Genomic DNA, 21,826 nt, shown 5'->3' with positions numbered 1-21,826 from the left:
TTGAAGAAATGGCTGTCTTATGAATTTGAAGCACTTACTTTTTCCGTCTATTTGTTTATTAATCAGCATTCACGCTATTGGACAAACCTGCAATTGCACAGCTGAATTTTTGCATGTTAAAGATCAGATAACACATAACTATGCAGGATTCAAAGACAAAGTAACAGGAGCTACAAATGTGGCGTACACAACCTATACACAACGGATTCTTAACGCAACAAAAGGAATAACAAAACCACATCATTGCGCGCTATTGATTAATGACTGGCTTAATTTCTTTAAAGACAGACACGTGGCTTTTGGCGAAAACCCCTTATCAGCAACAGCTTTGCAGAAAATAGTTTCAGAAACGGAAAATATAAAGCTCCCCAAACAACAGTTAGATCAGCTGAAGCAAGCTAAAGGCATTGATGGCATCTATTGGAGTAATGATTCTGCATTCCGTATAGCTATCGTTAAAAGCGTCAAAAATTTCCGGGATTATGCAGGTGTGATTATCTATTCAAAAGTGGATGACTGGAAACCCGGACAGGTAAAACTGGAGTTACGAAAATCCAATAAAAAGAACGAATTAATAGGGATTACGTATGATACCGATCACACTCCTTATGGTGAATCATTTCCTGTTACCACCAATACATTGGGGACCTGGCAACGGGAAGGTACTGTGAATAATAGCAATGAAGACGGCTCTACCGAAAATGTAGCAGGCAAACTATTATCTGATAAAACACTCTATCTTAAAATAAAATCCTTCGATCAAAGCAACGCCGCCAATATTGATTCTCTATTTAAAGCATACAAAGCGTTATTGGATAAAACACCTAACCTGATCATAGATGTGCGGGACAATGGGGGAGGGTCCGATTTCGCGTATGCGCCCATCACTCCCTATCTTTATACAGATACTATTAAAAAGATTGGAGTAGATGCGTTAGCAACAGAACAAAATATTGAAGGGTGGAAACCGCTGTTGAAAATGGCCGATATCCCTGCAGAACAGAAAAAAGAAATTACGGGCATGATTGAATCAATGGAACGTGGCAAGGGAGGATTTGTAAACGTGGTGGAAGATGAGAAAAAGGTATTAGACAGTATCAAACCTTACCCGCAAAAAGTAGCCATCCTGGTCAACAGAGGCTGTGGCAGCACCACAGAAGAGTTCCTGCTGGATGCCATGCAAAGTAAGAAAGTAACTGTAATAGGTGAAGCGACCGCAGGTGTGCTGGACTACGCAAATATGAGGCAGGTGGCACTTCCGTGCATGCCATATACCTTGTATTACGCAACTACAAGGAGCAGGAGAATTGATATGGGGAAAGGCATTGACAACGTAGGATTACAGCCTGCGATAAAACTGAAACCCTCACAGAATTGGATAATTGCAGCACAGCAATATTTGGAGAAAAAATAAAGCAGCATTCTAATTACATTAAAATGCTGCCTGTTTAATTGAATGTAACCTTCAGCTGATTGCCTCCAGGCTTAACATCTTCTCATAAACAACATTCAGCTGTTTATGTATAAATGCAGCTGTAAAGGCCGCCGGCAGCATTTTCCCAGGCGTATTATTATTTTGAGTAAGCACCTGTTTTAACTGATGCAACAAATAGCTCGTGTTATTATTATCGTTTGTTATCGGTTTTAATGCTTCCATACTTACCAGCTCATTAAACCAGCTGTTATCATTCGGAGCGTCATCATAAATAAACCGGATACCGTTTTGCAATAATTGTATGACATAAAGAAAATTATCTTCTCTCAGCGGCGGCATGATAACCCCATTCGCGGCGGCATATAATTCCATTACATCTTCCTCCGCGAGGCTACTGATAAAAGTTATACTATTCCACATGTGCTTCTCTATGAATGCCGGATATAACATGATATCCGACTCATGGAGAATAAACAACCTGGCCTTCGGCAGCTCCCTCTTTAAAGTGGTAAATGCATGAATAAGGGATGGCATATCATATTCCTCCCCGGCCATTTGCTTGTTAAATACAAATACAGCCTCTTCGGCGGGAAGCCCCCAGGCGTTTCGAAACGCAGTACGCTGCTCCGGCAAAATCGCTGTTTTATTGATAGGGGAGATAACATTATATATGACGGATACCTTTTCAATAATATAAGGATATACTAACAGTAGCTGTTCCCGGGCCACCTGACTTGTACAAAGTATGCTATCGGCAGCGTTTATCATGGCCTGCTGCATGGCATTGTTGGTTAATATGGCGCCATTACATCCGCATGTAATAATAGCATTCAATATCGTTTTAATACTTTGTGCGAGGTACCCCCAATTGCAACTTTCAAAATGGAAAAGGAGGTTGCTCTTTCCACTGAAACGTTGTTCCAGCAAGTCAGCAATCCGCAGGGAGTATTTTTTAAATTCCGCTGTTGGTATGTTTGCCAGGTATTTTATTGCAAACGGGAAAGGAATATAAATATATACTTCGCCATTTATCTCTTGTTCTGTATACTCCGCATATTTATTGCTGCCGATATATATATTGTAAGATAAGTACTCCCCGTTTTTCCATGATGAAGTAAGGAGATGATCTAATATTGATGACCCGGTAGTGGTAGTGTCGAATATTTTAACAATGTGTAGCATATAGCACGGATTATCTTAACTGATTAACAAACATTCATCCCAGCAGCAGGTTTCTTCATCTATACCTGATAAAAGAACCAGGCCAATACCCGCCAAACCTTCTGTTATACCTATGCACTTATCGCTTTCCTTTGCAATAGCAGCATATGACAAACCAATTAAATGATCAGTGATTTCATCATAAACACGCTCAAATGCCGGTTCCTGCATTTCCAGGTAAGCACGCCTGTACACCTGTGCTATAAAAATAGTTTTCTGCAGATAGATGATATTCTTAAATGCAGCACCTATCAGCGGCAGATAGTTATCTATAGCCGACAACAAATGCTCCCTGGCGATCTCTTTCCAACTTTCATTACCCGTATACTTCCAGGCATTCCAACAAGACCGGCATAGTTCTACCTGTATATTAAAATACATAAATGCATCGTGCACATTGCCAGGAATATTTTGTTCCATAGCGGCAATAGCAGCAGGAATACATGCGACCATTCTCTCCAGCGAGCGCTTTGTAACAACAGGATAGATGTCATACTGCAGGCTCCTGGCAAGAGCGGTAACTACTTTTGCATGATGGCAGGTCTCTATATTCTTCTCGGTAGGAGTATACTTTTTATCGGCAATAAATTTGGCAAGAGCATTACTATCTTCACTGAATTTTTTCAGGAAGATTCTTTCCAGCCGGTCTATCATACCAATGTACACCTCATACCGTATAATTTTTTCCAGGTCTTCGGCATTATATCCTTCGCGATCAATACGGTTTTGCAGGTACAGTACATGTCCTGTCAATCCCTCGGAAAATCCCCAGCTCAACTCATAATTCCAGGAATACACCGCTTCGTCAATATCACTTAATACCGCCAGAGAAGAATCATTCAGGCGTATTAAGTTATGCCGCAACAGGTATTCTACCGTCCAAGCTATTCCAGGTAGTCCGGATCCAAACCCTTTGCCTGACTTAAAATTCATGGTACTAAAAACCTCCTGTAGCAGATCTTCCCCAAAGGAATCGTATGTTTTCACTTGTTTATACCTGGCATAATGCAGCATAAAAAACGATATCCCTGTTTTACCGGCGTTTAAGCTAATGCTTTTTGTAAACCCGCCATTTAACAACAAATATCTGGCAATCCTGTCCAGATGCTCTTCCCGTGTTTGTTTGGCTTCACTTGTTGCTACTGTATTCATAATGAATTTATGCTTTTAAATGTATCGTAAGGCAGGCGGTTGATAACCTTCACTCTTCATTTCATGAATATACTCCTGCAAGATGGCCGGGGACATATTACATATCTTCAAAAACTCATGCCTGTTGCTCAACTCCAACTGGCTATTATGAAAGTTTGAATTCTCCTTCCTGGCATGATGCAAATGATACAACGGTCCGTCAATTCTCTTTATTTTTTCTCCGGCTATTTTAAATCTCTTATACCGCTCCTGGTCTTCCGGCCCCCAACCTACCAGGTTTATGTTTTCCATACCCAGCCTTTTAAAAGTGGAAAGGTTAACTACAAAAGCACCACCATAGCTATCCACAGGCGTTTCATAGAAAGAGTCCTTATAATTATTAAGTACGCCAAAATCCAATTGCCGGCGGAAAAGATTGCTGAAGTTATTATCCACGAAGTAGCAGCCGCCACTAAAAGGGTATACCAGCGACATTCCTCTATGGCGGAGATATTCCACTGCCCAGGATAGTTGATTCGGTGGCACTACAACATCTGTATCAAATATTGCAGCATAAGGAGTTTCACACATATTCAACAATAAATTGTTATAATAAGTGCGATAGTAGATTGCACGTTCCTCATATAGGAAGCTATACCTCATATAGGATGGTATAACATCTCTATTTACTTTAGGGGAACTATCAATTTCAAGGATGATTACATTTGTTTCAAAATAGGTGTCGATATACCGGAGGATAGTATGCAGATTATTCATTCTATCAGGTGAATCAATTCTTACCGGTATTAATATAGTAGTGTCTTTGAGAACTATTTTGGTAGATTTAATATAGCTATATATGGCTTCTACATATTTGACACTGCAAGACGACTTATCCACATAGCCAAATACTTCGAAGTAGGGTATTTTATGTTCATAAGTACCCTTACAAAAGTACTTTCTCGCCTGCCCTCCAACTACACCTGCATTATGGAATATTTTGCATTCATTCCATTTTTCAATACTATTAACAGGCCAGCAAAAATCAAGCTCCTTGCTGATCTTCACTGGATTCCCTCTTAACAATCCATTCCACAATACCGCCCACATATCAGCACACCAGGCCTGAATACCAACATATGCATCCGCCTCTTCTCCGGTTTCCTGCATATGAGATGTAGCAAAGCTTTCATTAGTTTCCTCCAGCTGTGTAAATAACCTTTCCGCATCGTTCTCCACCTTATCCCAGAAGGCATAGTCTGTTCCTTTCAGTATATATTGTGCGCCACCGGCATTTTCATCATTTGCTATCACCAGCTTTTTATCAATGCCTACAACACGGCACATACTATCCAATACTGCAGTGCCGTACTTCAGTATGTACTTTGTGTCCAGGTAACTTTTGGTGTCGGAAACATACCAGGTATTACCTGCTTCCATTTCCCGCATATCCGGCAGCTCGCGGAAAATAATATCACAATCGTGGTAAAACAGGGTCTCCTGTTCCAACCACGGATTACTATTAAAATGCTGCTTGATGATGTGCGGTCTTATTCCGGATACGTACCTGGGGTTTGCCCTGTTATCCGGGTAAATGAAAAATTGGGCCAGGTCCGTCCGGGCCACCAGTGCGTTATATTCCACTCTTAGCCCAACACGTGGATCTACACCCAATAATATATGGATACAGGTCTGATCTATGCCTGCCTGCTTAAAATTATGTAACATGACCTCTAACTGCCAGAGGAAAAACACGTCATCAGGTTGTGCGGAGAGAAATATCATAGATGCATTTTATTACGGGCTACATGGTTATTTTCCGGCACAGATCCATATATGATTCAAGGCATTTCTTTGCGGGTATATATTGTTCCGGGTTATTTGCACCAAATAAATCAGCTTCTTCACAAAACAGTTGATAGTTACCTGCATAAAATGATTCAAAAAGGAGGATCGTTTGTTTTATTAACTGAGCATCGTCAGAATATGGTTGGTATTGTTTTGCCGCCGGCAAAATTATTTCTAATAGTCCTTTTACTTTTATTGTCAACTGGGGGACCTTTAAGAACGCGATCATTACGTTCAGTGTTTCAAACAATACCTGGCATATAAAAAGGTATTTAAATACATCGTATTCTTCAGGATGCTGTGCCAGCGGGACGTTAAGGTCTGTTAATTTATCGGAATGCCCGCTCAGCAAATATGCAACTACTTCCGATGCAAGGCCGATAGCTTCATCTGTTTGTCCATAAGCAAAGTACATCCTTACCAGGTTATGATACTGTTGGATACGGCCAAACACCAGGTACTCAAATCCTTGCAACTCCATTGCCTGCATATTAAGCATTACTTCATGCAGCATTTTTTCGGCGCTGTCTCTTTCGCCGGTTTTATATAAATAATAGGCTTTTTTGGGTAGATACTCATTTTGTACTGCCTGCCAAAGCAAGGTATCTTTGGCCAGTGACTGCTCATACCGCTCCCCCTGTTCAAAGTAATACTTGGCCAATTCCATACTTCCGGACTTACTATAGTTAAGTCCCTTCATAAACCAGGAATTTAGTGGATACAGCGTATGCTTATCCTCCGGCGTTAGCTTAGCTAACAATACATCATTAAAAAAAGCTTCCAGCCTCTCAGCGGCCTGCGTGAGAGAAGCGCCTGTAGTTAAAAGCAGCATATGATAGTATTTAATCAGTATTATCTTCTATAGGGTTTATACTTCCTGTGCACGTAGGGGAATGCCGGCTGTAGCCAATATCCGTTCCTCAATATTGCTAACGGAGCCGGTTGCAGCGAATTGCTCCCGTAGTGGCGCTTGCCGGTGATGAAGATGCGGTGTTGTTTCCGACAAGTACGAGATTAGCTGTAATAATTCTTCTCCATCCAGGTTTAAGTCGGTATTAATTATTTGTATACCAGACTGCGATAATTTGTCCTGTTGCAACGCCGGCGCAAAACCAATCTGATAGGGCCTGGGCAACCATTTACATTTAATCTTGTAGTCGGAAAGCAAATAGATTAACTCTTTTTCCTGCTCCTTCATCTCTGCCGCGGGCTTATCAATGGCAAATTCAATCGTTACTTTCTTGTGCCTGGCGCTGGTGGCGATGACATAGATAAATGGTATTTTCCAGCTATCCCAGCTTTTACCGTTTACCTTGAACATCATTTGCAGCTTCATGCCGGGGTGATGCTGACCTGTTAAGAGGTCTCTTTGGATGATTTCAATATCTCCCGTGCAATGCTGAAGATGATTGTATTTTTCTTCATTGAAAACAAAAAAGAGCCGGTTTACTGTCAATACCTGTAGGGGAGGGATCACCAGGTTATCATAGTCCATGGTGTCATACAGCATATTTAGCGTAAAGGTAAGCTTAACCGTTGAATTAATTTCCTTTAAGCGGGTGTCCAACAAAAGTAACCAATCCAGGCCCGAAACAGGATACTGAATGACCAACAACAGGCGGACAGTATATTTGAAACCTTTTATATTATTTTTTTTGATAGCCGCCAGGACATTGTCCAACTGAGCCATCAACACATCGAAGAAACTATTATCGGGGGTTGCTTTTACCGGTACCAGCAGCGTGGTGGAGTTACCGGTTACATCTTCCAATGCTAATAAGTTGCGGGTTAACAGCGTTTCTTTTTCTTCTTCGGCTGCGGGTATCAGTATTTCATTATCAAACAGTATAGTAAATAGCTTATCCGGAAGCAGGTTAAAGTTAGCGGTGTACAATATGTCCAGATAGCGATGGCTTAACCGGATTGTTTTACCACTACGGGTAGAGTAGAGCAAGCGATCGGCTGTTGGTTCCGATGCGAACTGCGGAATAGTCACATCTACGATATACCGGGAAAGTTTAAGTTCCATATGACGCAGGTTATGGTATTAAGCAATTTTTAATGCCTTTGAATTTAATGTCTCCAGGAATTTATTCAGCACCATCTCTTTCTTCAGATAATCCTTGAAATTGTATACGCAATAATCTTCGCCCTTATTCTCCAATGCCACCTGAGAGCATCCACCATTGCAAATAGGCATAATCGGGCAACTCAGGCAAGGCTTATTTTTAAACTTGATGTTCATGCGTTCCTCAAACTTCTCGTTCCAGGTAATGCTTCCGTCATCATTCAGCAGCCCTTCCCTGGTTTCGCTGGAGAAATTACGGGCAGTACATTTATATACTTCTCCGTTATAATTAATGGTAGCATGATTTTTTTTATCTGCGTAACAGGAATGCTTTACGTTATCGGGCGTTCCTCCATAAGCAGCATAAAATCCGGCACTGATAAAGTATTGTATCAGTTCAGTAACACGGTCGTTCAGGGTTTCATCCTCCACCTGCCATACCTTGTGAAGGGAAATAGAAATATTGCGGCGGAATTCTCCTGGCACCTGTTGCAGATCATCTGCAATGCTTTCGAGGTTGTCCAGGGTATTTTTGGTATAGTTTATCCGTTGTGTTACATGGAAACCGGCAGTACACAAGGCGGCAACATTAGCTACTATTTCATCATAGGAGCCTCTTTTGGCGTTAACAAAGCGTACTTTATTATGCGTGTCACGGTTACCATCCAGCGTAATCTGGAAGTCGGTAATCTTGTACAACTTAAAACGCTCAATCATTGCAGGATTGATCAGAAATGCGTTGGTAGTGAACGATGTGCTGAATGCTACACCATACTCCTGGCATATTTTAGTGCCATAATCCAGTATAGGATCTATCACTTTATCGAAAAACAACAGCGGTTCTCCGCCAAACCAATCTATATGGAAAAACTTTAACCCGGGTTTATTCTGCAATACGGATACAATATGCTTCCGGATATTATCCAGGGTAAACTCCGACATTTTGGAGTCCTTGATGTGGGATTCATAACAATACCAGCACTTGAAATTACAGTTCATGGTAGGGTTAATCACAAGGTGATAGGTACTTTCGTTCCCATCTACCCGGGCGCTCCAGTCTTTTACTGCCTGTATTTCATCCAGCGTTTCCTCTACAATAAATCCTTTTGTTTGCAGTGCTTTATAAAACTGGGGATGATAATTCGCCAGTTCTTCTATATTGGATGACGTTTTGCCGGCCTCCATCAGCTCCTGTAACATAGGATCTACCAACAGGAAATTATTGCTCCGGGAATTATACAGAACAACCTTGTCCTTGTATCCTACGGCATTATTAAAACGGCTTAATTTCATATATCATCTCTTATCGGTCTGGAAATATAGGATAGGGAGTTACCCCTATCCTATTGTGTTTGATTTGAAATTTACCTGATAAGGTTTTTCAGCATCCTCCTTTGTTATAACAATAGGTTTAACATATTGCATAAGTGAACCAGGAAGTGAATGACGGTTCAGAAGAATGCTGAAAAACTACAACCTGACTATTCAACGGTAGGAGTAGGATTAGTAGGTGCAGGTGCAGCAGTAGTAGTTTTACCACATTTGCTGATGTTGATACCACAAAGAACGTTTGTGTCATCAAGCGACTCAGTTTCAGCGCCATCAACTTCAGCGAAACCGCCTTCGATCTGGCCTAATTCGTTTTCTTGCAAAGGGGTTAAACCCAGGTCTTTTTTTTCTGTAGACATGTCAATTTGATTTTCAATTAAGGATTGTGCTTACTCAGATGAAGGGTTTTCAGCATCCCTCTCTTGCTATAACAATAGGTTTAATATATTGCATAAGGGAACCAGGGGTGAATGACGGTTCAGAGGGATGCTAAAAAAATAACGACTGATTACTCAGCAGGAGGAGTGGTAGGAGGAGGAGTGGCAGTAGTAGTTTTACCACATTTGCTGATATTGATACCACAAAGAACGTTTGTATCGTCCAGTGACTCAGTTTCAGCGCCATCAACTTCAGCGAAGCCGCCTTCAATTTGCCCTAATTCGTTTTCTTTCAGAGGGGTTAATCCCAGGTCTTTTTTTTCTGTAGACATGTTAATTTGATTTTCAATTAAGGTTTTAGTGCTTACTCTTACCAAGGGTTTTCAGCTTCCCCCTCTTGTTATAACAATGCGTTTATTGAATACTTATTATCAAAGCTTCTCTCATGATCATAGGGGACACTTACTTATCACCCAACCGCTTCTTTTCATCACTGTTGCTACGGTCCATTTCCTTTACAGTAAAAGCTTTCCCAAGCTTAAAGCTATATATCAGCTGAAGAGCAATGCTTTGTGTCTGATTTTTTTCCAGACCATTTTGAATGTAGTGTTGGTAGATCGTTTTTGTTCTGCTTCTTTCTGTGTTAAACACATCATTCACATTGATTTTGGCGATAAGTTTATCTTTCATGAATGACTTCTGTAATCCCAGGTCTATTCTATAAAATCCATCTACTGATATATTACCCTGCATCATGCTTGAATAATACAATCCGCTTACACTTAATCTCAGGTTAGCGGGCAATGTTATATCCTGAGCGGTTTGCACAAATACTACCGGCTTATTATACTGGAAGTCCTGGAACCTCATTTTCTCCTGTTTGAACACAAAAGTGTTGTACATGCTCCACCATTTAGCCACCTCCAGCGGCGCATTCAATATAACAATATAGTTATCCCGTATATCCAGGTTTTCCGGCGCATAGTACACTGACAGGGCATCTCCGGGACGTGTATGTAAAATATTGAAGATGACATCGTTGGCTCTCTGATAGATAAACGATAAGGAATAATCTTCGTGATGGACATATGTCAACTGAAACGTGCTGGCATATTGAGGCTTCAGATAGGGATTCCCTTCCAGCGTAGTATAGTTATCCATATATATTACAAATGGATTCAGTTGTGTATAAGAGGGCCTGTCAATCCCCCTTCTGAAAGAAAATTCAATACTATTCCCTGCTTTTGCATTGAGGGTTCTCTGTATAAACAGACTAGGAAACAATCCCAGGTAACCTTTGCGGTTATCTCTGATAGTATCAGCTGTCAACAGATGTCCGTCTGTATTGGTATACTCCGCACGTAATCCCACTTTGACATCTGTTTTAAAAACCTTGCCGGTATAGTTTAAGAACCCGGCATAGATATCTTCTTTGTACCGGTATTGATAGCTTTGGGTAAGATCCTTTGTCCAGGCAGCATTTCTAAAGTTTTCGAATTGTACATCATTATCAATAGATGCCTTTACTAACCTGCCTCCCAAACTGATAGCAGCCGATTTTGACAATGGTTTTTCCAATTTCACATTGGCTGAATATACCTGGGAGTTAGCCGGTATCGTATTACGATATAAGGTGTCTCCAAATTTTCCGTTTACTTCATCGTAATAATTGGAAGTTGCACTATTCTTTTTGGTAGAAGTATTCCAGGTATAGTCTGTTGTAAAGGTCAGCGCCGTGCCCAGTGAATCTAACTTTATACGATAATTGTAACCAAGATTGTTATATGATGCCTCCTGATTCTGAGGGAATATGCCATTCAATACAATGTCTTTGCCGCCAGCATTCCCGAGGGTAGTAGTTGTTTGATAGGGCGACTTATCCTTCCAGGTGGAATTGGAATATTCAATTCCCATGTACTGGTTCTTATTGACATCGTAGATTCCACCCACTCTTAACCTGCGACCGGCATAAGTATCTTTTCTGAATGAACTTTCTTTATAATTAAATTCTCCCTTTTCATTTGTTCTGGTGGTCCAGTCACTTCCGTATCCGTTATCCCAGTTCATACTGTAGCTGCCGAACAGGGTCACCTTTTTCTGTTTATAGTTCAACAATGCACTTTCACTTGCTCCTGCATACCTTCCCTGTACATAGCTACTGCTGATGGAACCATTCAATCCATCTTTTCGTTGCTTTTTATACACGATATTAATGAGGCCTCCTGCTGATGCTGAATATTCTGCCGGTGGATTAGCAATTATTTCTATGGTGGCTATTTCTTCTGCTCTCAGCGTGGTAAGAAAATTAATCAACTCAGCACCTCCCATATTCAACATCCTTCCATTCAGCATTACCCTGGCATGTGTGATGCCGTTGATACTGATGTTACCGTTTAGTACAGATACACCTGGTGCCAGTTTAAATAACTCCAGTGAAGATTTACCTGCAGTCAGCGGATTATTCTGCACATTCAACACGACTCTGTCTACTTTTCGGGTAATTAAAGGAGGATTACCTACTACTGTTACTTCTTTTAAGTTGTCAGATTTGATACTAAGTGTGATACGGCCCATGTCGGCATTTGTAAAAGAAGCAATGTTTACGCTGTACAAATCATAATTCAGTTGGAACACTTTCAACACATAAGCTTCACTTGCTTTTGCTTCCAGCTTAAATGCGCCTTTCTCATCAGAGGTAGTTTGCGCTACGGGTTTATTGGTATTTTGAGAAAGCAATACAACAGAGGCAAATTGTATTGGCGCATTTGTTTTATCTACAACCCAACCGGTGATGGCTGCATTTTGTGCATTGGCAGCAACCGCAGTGACAAGTGTTATAAGGATTGTAGTTAACCATTTCATAGTCCAGTGTGTTTTTATTTACAGTGAAACGCAGCGTCTATTTGCTTGTCTCATTGCTTAATTCAAAGTTGTTATTTCTGCTTTTGTTTTCTGAAATTATTAGACCAAATCCCGAGGCGACACGATGAAATCAAAAATTCATCAACTTTTTAATTTCCCAACTCCAGTTGGTTCTTAATTAACTCATAATAATGGCCGCGCAGATTCACCAAATCATGATGTGATCCCTGCTCTATGATCTCTCCTTTATGCAATACAATGATGTTGTCAGCATTCCTAACTGTACTTAATCTATGTGCCACCACCACTACTGTTTTGCCCTTACAGAACTCATTCAGCTGCTGGATAATCATTTTTTCATTATTGGCATCCAATGCGCTTGTGGCTTCATCCAGGAAAATATATTCAGGGTTCTTATATACTACTCTTGCGATGAGTATACGTTGTTTTTGCCCTCCGCTGATCCCTTTACCTTCTGCACCTATCTTTGTATTAAGGCCCAATGGCAGGTCGTTTACAAACTGTGTTAGGTTGGCAACCGCCAATGCATGTTCAAGTCTGGCTATATCAGGTTGTTCATCACCCATAATAATGTTGCCTGCAATGGTATCAGAAAAAATAAATCCTTCCTGCATTACAATGCCGCACTGTCTGCGCCAGAATTTAGGGCTGATGCCGCGGAAGTCGGTGCTACCGCCTATTTGCATAGTGCCTTCCACTGGCGGATACATTTTCAATAACAATTTCAGCAGGGTTGTTTTACCACTGCCGCTGGCGCCTACAATGGCGGTAGTGTGTCCTTCTTCAATGGTAAAGCTGATATCCTTTAATATGAGCTGATTGCCGGCACCAGGGTAGGCAAAAGACACTTCATTCAGTGCTATGCTCCTGGCAGAGGGCAGATGGTGCTGCTGATGCATTTCAGGTACTTCTTCATCCTGCAGGGAATGGATCTGTCCCAAACGTTCCATGCTTATTTTGGCATCCTGTAACGTTTGTAAGAATCCTGCCATCTGCAACACCGGTCCGTTCATCTGGCCAACGATGAATTGCATCGCCATCATCTCACCCACGCTTACCCGCCCTTCCAGCACGGCTTTGGCAGCAAGGAAAACGATCAGAATATCTTTCGCCTGGTTAATAAACAAGGCGCCTAAAGACTGGTTCTGGTTAAGGGTGAGACTCTTTATATTCTGGTTAAACAGTTTGGCTTGCAGCCTTTCCCATTCCCATATTTTTTGCGTGCCGTTATCGTTCAGATTTATTTCGTGTATACCGTTTATGATCTGCAGGGTTTTGCTGTGATTTTGTGCGCGGGCTTCAAAGCGTTTAAAGTCAAGCTTTTTACGCTTGCGTAAAAATATCAGGAGCCAGCCTAAATAGAGCGCGCTACCAATAACAAACACTATAAAAATATCCAGGCTATAGTGCAGCATCAAACCACTGAATAATGCGAGCGTTATCAGGGAAAACAAAGTGTTGATGGTATTACCGGTCAACAGGTTTTCGATGCGTTTATGGTCTTCGATGCGTTGCAGCAGGTCGCCGGTTAGTTTGGTATCAAAAAAAGATAACGGCAACCGCATCAGCTTATGCAAAAAGTCGCTGAGTACCATAATGTTGATACGACTGGTAATATGCAACAATACCCAACCCCGCAGCAGGTCAATAAAGAATTGGCCGGCGCTCAGCAGTAGTTGCCCTATGAGCATAAGATAAATAAAGTGCACGCTCTTATTTTGTATGCCCACATCAATAATGCCTTTCGTCAGAAAAGGAAATACTAACTGGATCACACTCGCGGCCACTAAGCCGATACCTATCTGCAGCAGCAGTTTTTTATAATGCCAGACATGGTCCCATAAGTACTGCATCCCCATTCCCTTTACTGGAATATCATCTTCCTGCTGGTAAAAGGTAGGAGTAGGGTTCAGGTGGAGAATGACGCCCATGGCTTTACTGCCCTGCCAGGCGTATGCCCAGTTCTCTATAAATTCTTCCTGCGAGTATTTTATCAGGCCACTGGCGGGATCGGACACATATACTTTGTTGCGGCTTACTTTATATACTACCACAAAATGGTTGCGGCGCCAATGCACAATGCAGGGGAGTACCGATTTGCCGGCGATGCTTTCAAAAGCTATTTTCCCGCCCTGGGCCCTTATGCCCAATGCCTCTGCGGCTCGGGAAATACCCAGCAGGGATACACCGGTTTTACCGATGTCACTTAGCTTACGGATACGTTCTATATTAAGTACTTTACCGTAATGCTTACTTATGATCTGCAAACAGGTGGGACCGCAGTCCATCATATCATGCTGCTTGTAATGCGGGAAAATGGCCATCCTGATAGTTATTTTTAGTTAAAATGGCGTAAACTCAGCTTGTTTACGGGGTCCTTTCATTGGCCGGGAATTGGTCTTTATAGTCTTTAAAGTGCCATCTAATGCGACTTTTGCGGTAAAAAAGTATAAAAAACACCATGTGCCCGGTTCCTATAGAGAAAAAAAATTTGCCGATAATTTTTTTTCCCTATTTTAGCTGCTAAGCACGAAAAATTTAGGTAACAGTGAAACATTATTCGACCAATACCAACTTCTACGAGACGTAACGCAATGGAGAGCACAACTGTAAGAGGTAACCCGATATTGAACTGGATAATTTCCGGGGAGTTTGAAAAGTTCTATACCCAAAAAGTCAGGCTGGCAGCGCATGCAACCATGTGGCTGTTGATACTGATTTTACAGACTACGCTTGTTTACGTCAACTACAATGAATCTCTGGCCACCTGTCTGGCGTTTGGGACAAGGAACATGCTGGGTATCATGTTCTTCTTCTACTTTATACTATATTTTGTAGTTCCATACCTTATTTTAAAAGGCCGGTTTATACTGGGAGTAATATGTTTTACCATACCCTTCTTTGTACATAGCCTGCTCAATTACCTTACCTGTCTGTTTATTCACAACAACCTGGTTGTCCACGACCCGGTAACCAAAGAAAGTGTTGAAACAATCGTAAACGAAGGGATATTCGGCGTATCCTTACTTCACCGTACCCTCAAAGGGGCCTGGTTTTTTGCCTCTGCCGCCGCACCCAGCGCGGTCCTTAAGCTGGTGCTGGACATAATCAGAGCTACTATCCGCAGATTAAACATGGAAAGAGATAAAGTAGACCTGGAACTAGACTTCCTGAAAGCCCAGCTCAACCCGCATTTCCTGTTTAATACCCTGAATAATATTTATACCCTTTCACTGAAAGGGGATCAGCAGGCATCTGGCTTAATACTCCACCTTTCTTCCATGATGCGCTACACCCTCTACGAATCCGATACGCCACAGGTGCTGTTGCAGAATGAAGTAGATTTCATGAGGAACTATACAGAGCTGGAGCGCGTACGTTATGGTAAAAATGCCGATATCCGGTTTGAATGCAATGAACAGGAAATAAGTGATCAACAGATTGGTCCCCTTTTAATGTTTCCATTTGTGGAAAATGCTTTTAAATACGGACAAAGTAATGCACTCGGGAAATGTGAGATACTTATAAGTATTCAGGCAAAAGGCCCGCAAATAACAATAGAGATCGGCAATAGCAAAAATGAAGAAACGATGGTAAAAAGCGATGTAGGAGGGATAGGACAATCCAATTCCCGCAAACGCCTGGAACTACTTTACCCGGGACGCCATACACTCCATATCGAAGATACAACAGACTATTACAAAGTTATCCTCTCCTTAACACTTGCCAATTAAACCCAAATGGAACAGAAAATTAAATGTCTGGTTGTAGACGATGAGCCCATTGCCCGTGAATTAATGACCACCTATATCGCCAAAATCCCCCAGCTGGAACTGGTACAGGCCTGCGAAAGCGCTTTTGAGGCTTCCGATGTATTACAGCAACAGCATATCGATCTGCTGTTTTCCGATATCCAGATGCCCATTATTAACGGCGTGGAAATGATACGCTCCCTTCATTTTGCTCCCCTGGTCATATTTACAACAGCAAGTCCTAACTATGCACTGGAAAGCTTTGAGCTGGATGTGGTGGATTACCTGATGAAGCCTTTTTCTTTTGACCGCTTTTTGAAAGCCCTCAATAAAGCCAAAATCCTGCTACAACAGAAAAAACAACTTCCTGCCAAAGAGACCGTACCCAGTACCTATATGTTCATTAAAGATGGACAGAAGCTGTGCAAGCTGGTGTTTAATGACATCTACTATGTGGAAGGAATGAAAGACTATATAAAAATTGTGACCGCGCAAAAGACATATATCATCTACCAGCGCATGAAATATATGGAGAGCGTGCTTCCTACCAGCCTGTTTACACGGGCGCACAAATCCTATATTGTACAATTGAATGCGATTAAAAACATCATGGGTAACACTGCCGAATTATTGAATAATCACTCTATCATTATCTCCAAACAATACAAACAGGAGCTGAATAAGCGGCTTGGAATAGCCCAGGATACCGCGGATGAAGAGTAATAAACGGCCGGCAATTACTAAAAATGACCGATTAATTTGAATTGGTCGTGTCAGTTCTCTCTTTTATCTAAAAAAAACGCGTCTCTGTTTCTACTATTGCATTTTTGTATGGTAAACTAAAACCCATTAATCCATACAAATATGAAACATCCAGCATCTCCCCTGCACCACGTGAAACTCAGCCTCGATAAAGAAATCGTGGCAAAAACAGACATGAGCACTGTTAATAACCTGAGCATTACCAAAATGATGAACTCAGGGAGCGATACCACCAATACCCATGATACCATCTTCACTACCATAAACGGTCTTACACTATCCCTTTCCGTTGCTCACTAAACCAGGTTTATTGATATGTCTTACAGATGCGCCATAGTAGACGATGAACCCCTGGCTGTGGAGTTACTCAGTAATTATCTGGGCAGCATAGATAGGGTAGAGCTGATCATGTCTACAGATAAACTGCAAGGCGTAGAGCAACTAATATTGGAGAATAAGATTGATTTAATCCTATTGGATGTGAATATAAAGGGAGTTAAGAGAGACAGTATTAACCTGCTGCTTAGAACAAAAAATTGTCATTTTATTATTGTTACGGCCTATCCCTTATCACATATAAAAGATATAGCAATAGGCCCGAACCATGGATACCTGATCAAGCCCGTAAGCTTCACCAGATTCCAACAGGAAGTGCAAAAAATACTGGGGCTATAGGTGTAAATATTAACCAAAATGTGCTTTTCGTCGTGTTAAGAACAATACTTATCGAAAAAAAACGCGCAAACGTACAATAGTAAGCACTTTGCACATAGCTCAAAGTTCATGGCAAATAATATAACCATTAACATTAAAAAATGAATAGTATGCTGAAGCAACTTTTTAGCCATCCCGAAAGGATACCCCACATGACAGACATTCCGGCCACAGGGGGATTTATTCCTTTCAGCGAAGCTGAAATGGCCGCTGTATTGGGAGGTGGCGAAGAAACAAGGCCATATATTACTATGCAATTGGGGCTGGAAGACAACAGTACCCAAAAGCCCGGCGAGCAGTAATAAGCTACCAGGGGCTGATGGAAGGATAGATTGATAAAAGCTGAAAATATGTACGACAACAAACCTCATAACCAGTTGAAAGCGTTTGATTTTTATCTATTAAGGGTGCCATTGTTGCCATATAGTACGCTGTTATCATTACATACCAATTACAGAAACGATACAAACGAGTTAACTGCAGCTATAAAAAAAATCTTTGCAGATCCTTTGCTGCAAGAGGCCATTTATCTGGCCAGTCCCGACTTGTATACAACACTACAACAATGGCTGCTCGGCACCATTCCCCTTCGCCCCCAAAAGGAGCATAAATTAGCACTCACCCTCTATAAATATCTTGTAAGAATGTGCACCCGTTGCACACCTTATGGCTTATTTGCGGGATGTACACCTGGTACTATCAGCCAGGAGCCCACCCATATTGCACTGACAGCTGATCCTCATCACAAAGTAACCCGCCTGGATATGCATTATTTGTCGGCATTGGCAGATGAACTACTGCAGGATGAAACCATCAGCACTCAATTGCAATATCAATCCAACACCAGCTTATATCTTACCGGAGCTACCTACCGGTACTACGAATACAAGTTACAAGATAAGAAGAGGCACTATTTTCTCAGCACCTTCTCCCATACACCTTACCTGGAACAAATTATAGCTACCGCCAGCAAAGGAGCCAGTTTACATCAGCTGATACAAGTGCTTACCAATATGTCAATACCCGCAGCAGATGCGGCTGATTTTATAACAGCACTCATTCAAAATCAGATACTGGTATCCCTGTGGCAACCTACCATTACAGGCCCGGATTATTTCAGGACATTATCCGCCCAACTGGAAGCAGGTACGGGGGAAACGGGACTTACACTACTGCTGAAACAAATACAATACTTACTGGACCAGCCAGGCATCGGTACCCGGCATTATGCAGGCATCCGCGATATCCTGCAAAAGCAATTTCCTGTCATAACCGGCAAGGATGCGGTACAGGTAGATCTTTTCTATAAAACCACCGCCAATAACATTTCAGCCAAAACAATTGCTACCATTACCGGCCATCTGCAACATCTAACCGTATTAAATCAGGCTGCTATCCCCCCTGATTTACAAAACTTCTGCAAAAAATTCTATCAGCGCTACGAAGAAAGAGAAATGCCACTAATGACGGTATTAGACAGTGAAAGTGGTATAGGCTATGGCATGATTGCAGGTGATAAAACCTGCTATACCCCATTGGTAGACGACCTGGTGGTACCTGGTGATACGCCGGCTGCACAAATAGTATGGAATGTTTATAATAAACTGGTACTTGAAAAGTTTACGCTTGCCCAGAAAGAAAATACTTACGCCATTGAAATAACAGATGCAGATCTGCAAAAAATAACCCCGGCGGGTCCTACCAGCAATGTGCCTGCAACTGCCTGTTTAATGGGTACGCTTCTGGCAATGGACAATGAACAGCTGGACGAAGGCAATTTCCAGTTTATCATGAAGTCATGCGGTGGCCCGGGCGCATTAGCCTTAATGGGCCGCTTTGCAGCCGGAAACAGTGAATTGGCCCAACAGATGAAAGCATGCGTAGACTATGAACAAAGCTTATTTCCCGATAAAATAATTGCGGAAGTAATACATCTGCCGGAAGGCCGTACCGGTAACGTATTACTAAGACCACAACTCTATGACTACGAAATTCCTTTCCTCGGAACTGCCAGCGTAGATGAAAAATTCCAGCTATCAGTAAGTGATTTGTATGTGACCGTGAAAAATAATATGGTCATACTACGTTCCAAAAGTCTCAACAAGGAAATTATACCACGGCTTACCAGTGCGCATAATTATACACAAAGCCTGTCTATCTATAAGTTCTTATGTGATCTGCAAAATCAATACGCTCCATTCAATATAACATGGGACTGGAACATATTCTTAAATACTCCTTTTCTTCCACGTATCAGCTACAAACAGCTGATTTTAAAACGGGCACGCTGGCTGTTGTTCTCAAATGAATTTAATGACCTCCTGGGTACTTCGCCGGCTGCGGACTGTTTGAAGCAACTGCTGACAAAATATAATCTGCCCGAAAAAGTAGTAATGGCAGAAGGCGACAATGAATTATTCCTGGATCTTTCCTGCGAATATGCACAAGAGCTGTTAACAGATAAGCTGCATAAGGATAATGTAGTTTTGTATGAATCGCTGGTGAATGAAAACAATAACCTGGTGGCGGGTCCGGGGGGCAGCCACTGTAATGAAATGGTGATCCCGTTCTGCCATACCAGCCATGAAATTCCCTTAACAGCATATAAAACACATCAGACAGTCACTGCATCCCGATCTTTTGCAGCAGGCAGCGAATGGCTGTATGCCAAAATATATTGCGGTGCGAAGTGGATGGATAAATTGCTGACAAAAGAGCTGCTACCGCTGTTGACAGAGTTAAAACAGGAAAAAATCATTACGCAATGGTTTTATATCCGGTACCAGGATCCGGACAGTCACCTGCGGATACGCTTTAGAAACACCACAGATCCCGCATTCAGTCAACATGTAATCAGCAGACTGCATCAAATTTTTGAAGACTATATAGCAAATGATATTGTACATAAGATACAGTTCGATACCTATGTACGGGAAATAGAACGATATGGGAAAGTGAATATTGAGCTGAGTGAGCAATTCTTTTTTCACGACAGTGAAGCCGTTATACAATTGCTGCCAATCATACAATCAGGTGGAAATGAACAACATCGCTGGCTGTTTGCGTTGAAAGGAGTGGACTGCCTGTTAAATGACTTTGGCTATACAACCGCACAAAAATTACACTTATTACAACAGCTTCAGCAAAACTTCTTCCGGGAATTTAATGGTGATGGATCACTCCTGTACCAGTTGAATAATAAATACCGGGACAACAGCAAAGCAATTGACAAACTGCTGGCTGAATCATTGCTGATACCTGCAACGGTGATTGATATATTCCATGCAAGATCCATTGCCACTAATACCATCAGCCAGCATATCCATTCGTCGAATGAACAGCAAAAGGCTACCACAGAAGCGTTAAGACATTTAGTACCGGATTATATACATCTGTTCCTTAACAGGCTATTCGTAGCTAATCAACGGCTACACGAACTCGTGATATATCATTACCTGATGAAACATTATACCTCTGTATTGGCAAGAAATAAAACAAAAACAACAAATAACCTGCTATCATGATAGACAATCATACTTATCAGCATTCTTTTGAAGTACAGGAAATAATAGGGAAAGCTCCTGCGTGGATGGTGCGTTGGGGAATTCTTGCTTTTGCTATTACAATGTGCTTATTGCTGATACTAAGTATGTTCATCGTTTATCCGGTTACAGCCCAATATCCGGTAAATATTTCATTGGATACCCCACCGCAGTATATCATACAATCCGGAAATGAAAAGATTTCATTTCAGCAATCTACCGGATCTATAACAGGAAATGGAACTATAGCTGTTGCATCGGCAGACAGTGGCCAGTCACGTATTATTACGGCTGCCTATACCGGCACTATTGTGCCCATTAAATCAGTAAAACGTGAAGGGGCTGCTACTCCTGATACCCTGGCGATTCTTATTCCTCAGCAAACCAGCTATACCTTCAATGGCAACTTACCCGCACGGTTGATAAGCTCAGGTAAACAACCTATAAAAGTAAAACTGCTGGTACAGGAGAACAATCTTACCAGCAATATCCTTACCCTGCAAGGCAATCTTACAGAAATAGCGGCTATTGCAATAAATGGCAATTGTGCTTTTAATGGTATACTATCTCCTTCGTCCAACCGGCAGCTGGCAAACGATACTACGTTTACCCCCTCTTGTAAAGGCATGCTGGAAATAACGTTGTCCGAGAAAAGTGTCTTCACCACATTTGTAGAAAAGACCTTCCGGTTATAACGGTGAATTTTCCGCCGGATAGCATCATACATAAGCCCTCCTGAAAGAGTAGACCCATATATGATGCTA

18 protein-coding genes are annotated in these 21,826 nt (G+C 41.7%); 8 read left to right on the top strand and 10 right to left on the bottom strand.

The annotated features are described in order from the left end of the window. Positions 1-19 precede the first annotated feature (19 nt). Positions 20-1,414, top strand: a complete 1,395-nt coding sequence (locus AB4Z08_RS06490; protein WP_441572921.1) for a S41 family peptidase — start codon at positions 20-22, stop codon at positions 1,412-1,414. A gap of 51 nt (positions 1,415-1,465) precedes the next feature. Here the strand turns inward: AB4Z08_RS06490 and AB4Z08_RS06485 are convergent, their stop codons facing one another. From AB4Z08_RS06485 to AB4Z08_RS06440, 10 genes are all read right to left on the bottom strand, one after another. Next, a complete protein-coding gene (locus tag AB4Z08_RS06485; RefSeq protein WP_441572920.1) occupies positions 1,466-2,617 on the bottom strand; it encodes a hypothetical protein in 1,152 nt (383 codons plus the stop codon). 15 nt (positions 2,618-2,632) lie between these two features. Then, a complete protein-coding gene (locus AB4Z08_RS06480; protein ID WP_441572919.1) occupies positions 2,633-3,808 on the bottom strand; it encodes a hypothetical protein in 1,176 nt (391 codons plus the stop codon). A 15-nt stretch (positions 3,809-3,823) separates the two neighbouring features. After that, on the bottom strand, positions 3,824-5,572 hold the full coding sequence (locus AB4Z08_RS06475; protein WP_441572918.1) for a galactosyltransferase-related protein: 1,749 nt from the start codon (positions 5,570-5,572) through the stop codon (positions 3,824-3,826). 19 nt (positions 5,573-5,591) lie between these two features. Further along, positions 5,592-6,467: a hypothetical protein gene (locus tag AB4Z08_RS06470; protein WP_441572917.1), complete on the bottom strand. Its 876-nt coding sequence runs from the start codon at positions 6,465-6,467 to the stop codon at positions 5,592-5,594. Between the two features lie 36 nt (positions 6,468-6,503). Next, the gene (locus tag AB4Z08_RS06465; RefSeq protein WP_441572916.1) at positions 6,504-7,664 is read right to left on the bottom strand and encodes a hypothetical protein; all 1,161 of its coding nucleotides are present in this window, start codon (positions 7,662-7,664) and stop codon (positions 6,504-6,506) included. Between the two features lie 18 nt (positions 7,665-7,682). Then, positions 7,683-8,996 (bottom strand): radical SAM protein, encoded by a 1,314-nt coding sequence (locus AB4Z08_RS06460; protein WP_441572915.1) that lies wholly within the window; start codon positions 8,994-8,996, stop codon positions 7,683-7,685. 188 nt (positions 8,997-9,184) lie between these two features. Beyond that, positions 9,185-9,391 (bottom strand): hypothetical protein, encoded by a 207-nt coding sequence (locus AB4Z08_RS06455; RefSeq protein ID WP_441572914.1) that lies wholly within the window; start codon positions 9,389-9,391, stop codon positions 9,185-9,187. A 149-nt stretch (positions 9,392-9,540) separates the two neighbouring features. Next, the gene (locus tag AB4Z08_RS06450; protein WP_441572913.1) at positions 9,541-9,741 is read right to left on the bottom strand and encodes a hypothetical protein; all 201 of its coding nucleotides are present in this window, start codon (positions 9,739-9,741) and stop codon (positions 9,541-9,543) included. Positions 9,742-9,871: 130 nt separating this feature from the next. Beyond that, positions 9,872-12,271: an outer membrane beta-barrel protein gene (locus AB4Z08_RS06445; protein WP_441572912.1), complete on the bottom strand. Its 2,400-nt coding sequence runs from the start codon at positions 12,269-12,271 to the stop codon at positions 9,872-9,874. A 149-nt stretch (positions 12,272-12,420) separates the two neighbouring features. Then, a complete protein-coding gene (locus tag AB4Z08_RS06440) occupies positions 12,421-14,616 on the bottom strand; it encodes a peptidase domain-containing ABC transporter (protein WP_441572911.1) in 2,196 nt (731 codons plus the stop codon). 270 nt (positions 14,617-14,886) lie between these two features. Here AB4Z08_RS06440 and AB4Z08_RS06435 point away from each other — a divergent pair, with 270 nt between their 5' ends. The 7 genes from AB4Z08_RS06435 (at position 14,887) to AB4Z08_RS06405 (ending at position 21,757) form a co-directional block, all read left to right on the top strand. Next, entirely contained in the window at positions 14,887-16,026 is a 1,140-nt protein-coding gene (locus AB4Z08_RS06435) for a sensor histidine kinase (RefSeq protein WP_441572910.1), read from the top strand. Positions 16,027-16,032: 6 nt separating this feature from the next. Next, positions 16,033-16,767 (top strand): LytR/AlgR family response regulator transcription factor, encoded by a 735-nt coding sequence (locus AB4Z08_RS06430; RefSeq protein ID WP_441572909.1) that lies wholly within the window; start codon positions 16,033-16,035, stop codon positions 16,765-16,767. 141 nt (positions 16,768-16,908) lie between these two features. Next, positions 16,909-17,106, top strand: a complete 198-nt coding sequence (locus AB4Z08_RS06425; protein ID WP_441572908.1) for a hypothetical protein — start codon at positions 16,909-16,911, stop codon at positions 17,104-17,106. A 15-nt stretch (positions 17,107-17,121) separates the two neighbouring features. Next, a complete protein-coding gene (locus tag AB4Z08_RS06420; RefSeq protein WP_441572907.1) occupies positions 17,122-17,481 on the top strand; it encodes a LytR/AlgR family response regulator transcription factor in 360 nt (119 codons plus the stop codon). A 149-nt stretch (positions 17,482-17,630) separates the two neighbouring features. Further along, on the top strand, positions 17,631-17,822 hold the full coding sequence (locus AB4Z08_RS06415; RefSeq protein ID WP_441572906.1) for a hypothetical protein: 192 nt from the start codon (positions 17,631-17,633) through the stop codon (positions 17,820-17,822). Between the two features lie 48 nt (positions 17,823-17,870). Continuing rightward, entirely contained in the window at positions 17,871-21,044 is a 3,174-nt protein-coding gene (locus AB4Z08_RS06410) for a lantibiotic dehydratase (protein ID WP_441572905.1), read from the top strand. Continuing rightward, positions 21,041-21,757, top strand: a complete 717-nt coding sequence (locus tag AB4Z08_RS06405) for a hypothetical protein (RefSeq protein ID WP_441572904.1) — start codon at positions 21,041-21,043, stop codon at positions 21,755-21,757. Before AB4Z08_RS06410 ends, AB4Z08_RS06405 begins: the two co-directional genes overlap by 4 nt. Positions 21,758-21,826: the final 69 nt, after the last annotated feature.

Source organism: Chitinophaga sp. RAB17, assembly GCF_052114225.1.
GTDB lineage: Bacteria > Bacteroidota > Bacteroidia > Chitinophagales > Chitinophagaceae > Chitinophaga.
This window is presented reverse-complemented; position numbering and strand designations above follow the sequence as displayed.

Excerpts from the sequence above, each read along its gene's own strand:
- AB4Z08_RS06490 (WP_441572921.1), top strand. The coding sequence starts at position 20 with ATGAATTTGAAGCACTTACTTTTTCCGTCTATTTGTTTATTAATCAGC.
- AB4Z08_RS06485 (WP_441572920.1), bottom strand. The coding sequence starts at position 2,617 with ATGCTACACATTGTTAAAATATTCGACACTACCACTACCGGGTCATCA.
- AB4Z08_RS06480 (WP_441572919.1), bottom strand. The coding sequence starts at position 3,808 with ATGAATACAGTAGCAACAAGTGAAGCCAAACAAACACGGGAAGAGCAT.
- AB4Z08_RS06475 (WP_441572918.1), bottom strand. The coding sequence starts at position 5,572 with ATGATATTTCTCTCCGCACAACCTGATGACGTGTTTTTCCTCTGGCAG.
- AB4Z08_RS06470 (WP_441572917.1), bottom strand. The coding sequence starts at position 6,467 with ATGCTGCTTTTAACTACAGGCGCTTCTCTCACGCAGGCCGCTGAGAGG.
- AB4Z08_RS06465 (WP_441572916.1), bottom strand. The coding sequence starts at position 7,664 with ATGGAACTTAAACTTTCCCGGTATATCGTAGATGTGACTATTCCGCAG.
- AB4Z08_RS06460 (WP_441572915.1), bottom strand. The coding sequence starts at position 8,996 with ATGAAATTAAGCCGTTTTAATAATGCCGTAGGATACAAGGACAAGGTT.
- AB4Z08_RS06455 (WP_441572914.1), bottom strand. The coding sequence starts at position 9,391 with ATGTCTACAGAAAAAAAAGACCTGGGTTTAACCCCTTTGCAAGAAAAC.
- AB4Z08_RS06450 (WP_441572913.1), bottom strand. The coding sequence starts at position 9,741 with ATGTCTACAGAAAAAAAAGACCTGGGATTAACCCCTCTGAAAGAAAAC.
- AB4Z08_RS06445 (WP_441572912.1), bottom strand. The coding sequence starts at position 12,271 with ATGAAATGGTTAACTACAATCCTTATAACACTTGTCACTGCGGTTGCT.
- AB4Z08_RS06440 (WP_441572911.1), bottom strand. The coding sequence starts at position 14,616 with ATGGCCATTTTCCCGCATTACAAGCAGCATGATATGATGGACTGCGGT.
- AB4Z08_RS06435 (WP_441572910.1), top strand. The coding sequence starts at position 14,887 with ATGGAGAGCACAACTGTAAGAGGTAACCCGATATTGAACTGGATAATT.
- AB4Z08_RS06430 (WP_441572909.1), top strand. The coding sequence starts at position 16,033 with ATGGAACAGAAAATTAAATGTCTGGTTGTAGACGATGAGCCCATTGCC.
- AB4Z08_RS06425 (WP_441572908.1), top strand. The coding sequence starts at position 16,909 with ATGAAACATCCAGCATCTCCCCTGCACCACGTGAAACTCAGCCTCGAT.
- AB4Z08_RS06420 (WP_441572907.1), top strand. The coding sequence starts at position 17,122 with ATGTCTTACAGATGCGCCATAGTAGACGATGAACCCCTGGCTGTGGAG.
- AB4Z08_RS06415 (WP_441572906.1), top strand. The coding sequence starts at position 17,631 with ATGCTGAAGCAACTTTTTAGCCATCCCGAAAGGATACCCCACATGACA.
- AB4Z08_RS06410 (WP_441572905.1), top strand. The coding sequence starts at position 17,871 with ATGTACGACAACAAACCTCATAACCAGTTGAAAGCGTTTGATTTTTAT.
- AB4Z08_RS06405 (WP_441572904.1), top strand. The coding sequence starts at position 21,041 with ATGATAGACAATCATACTTATCAGCATTCTTTTGAAGTACAGGAAATA.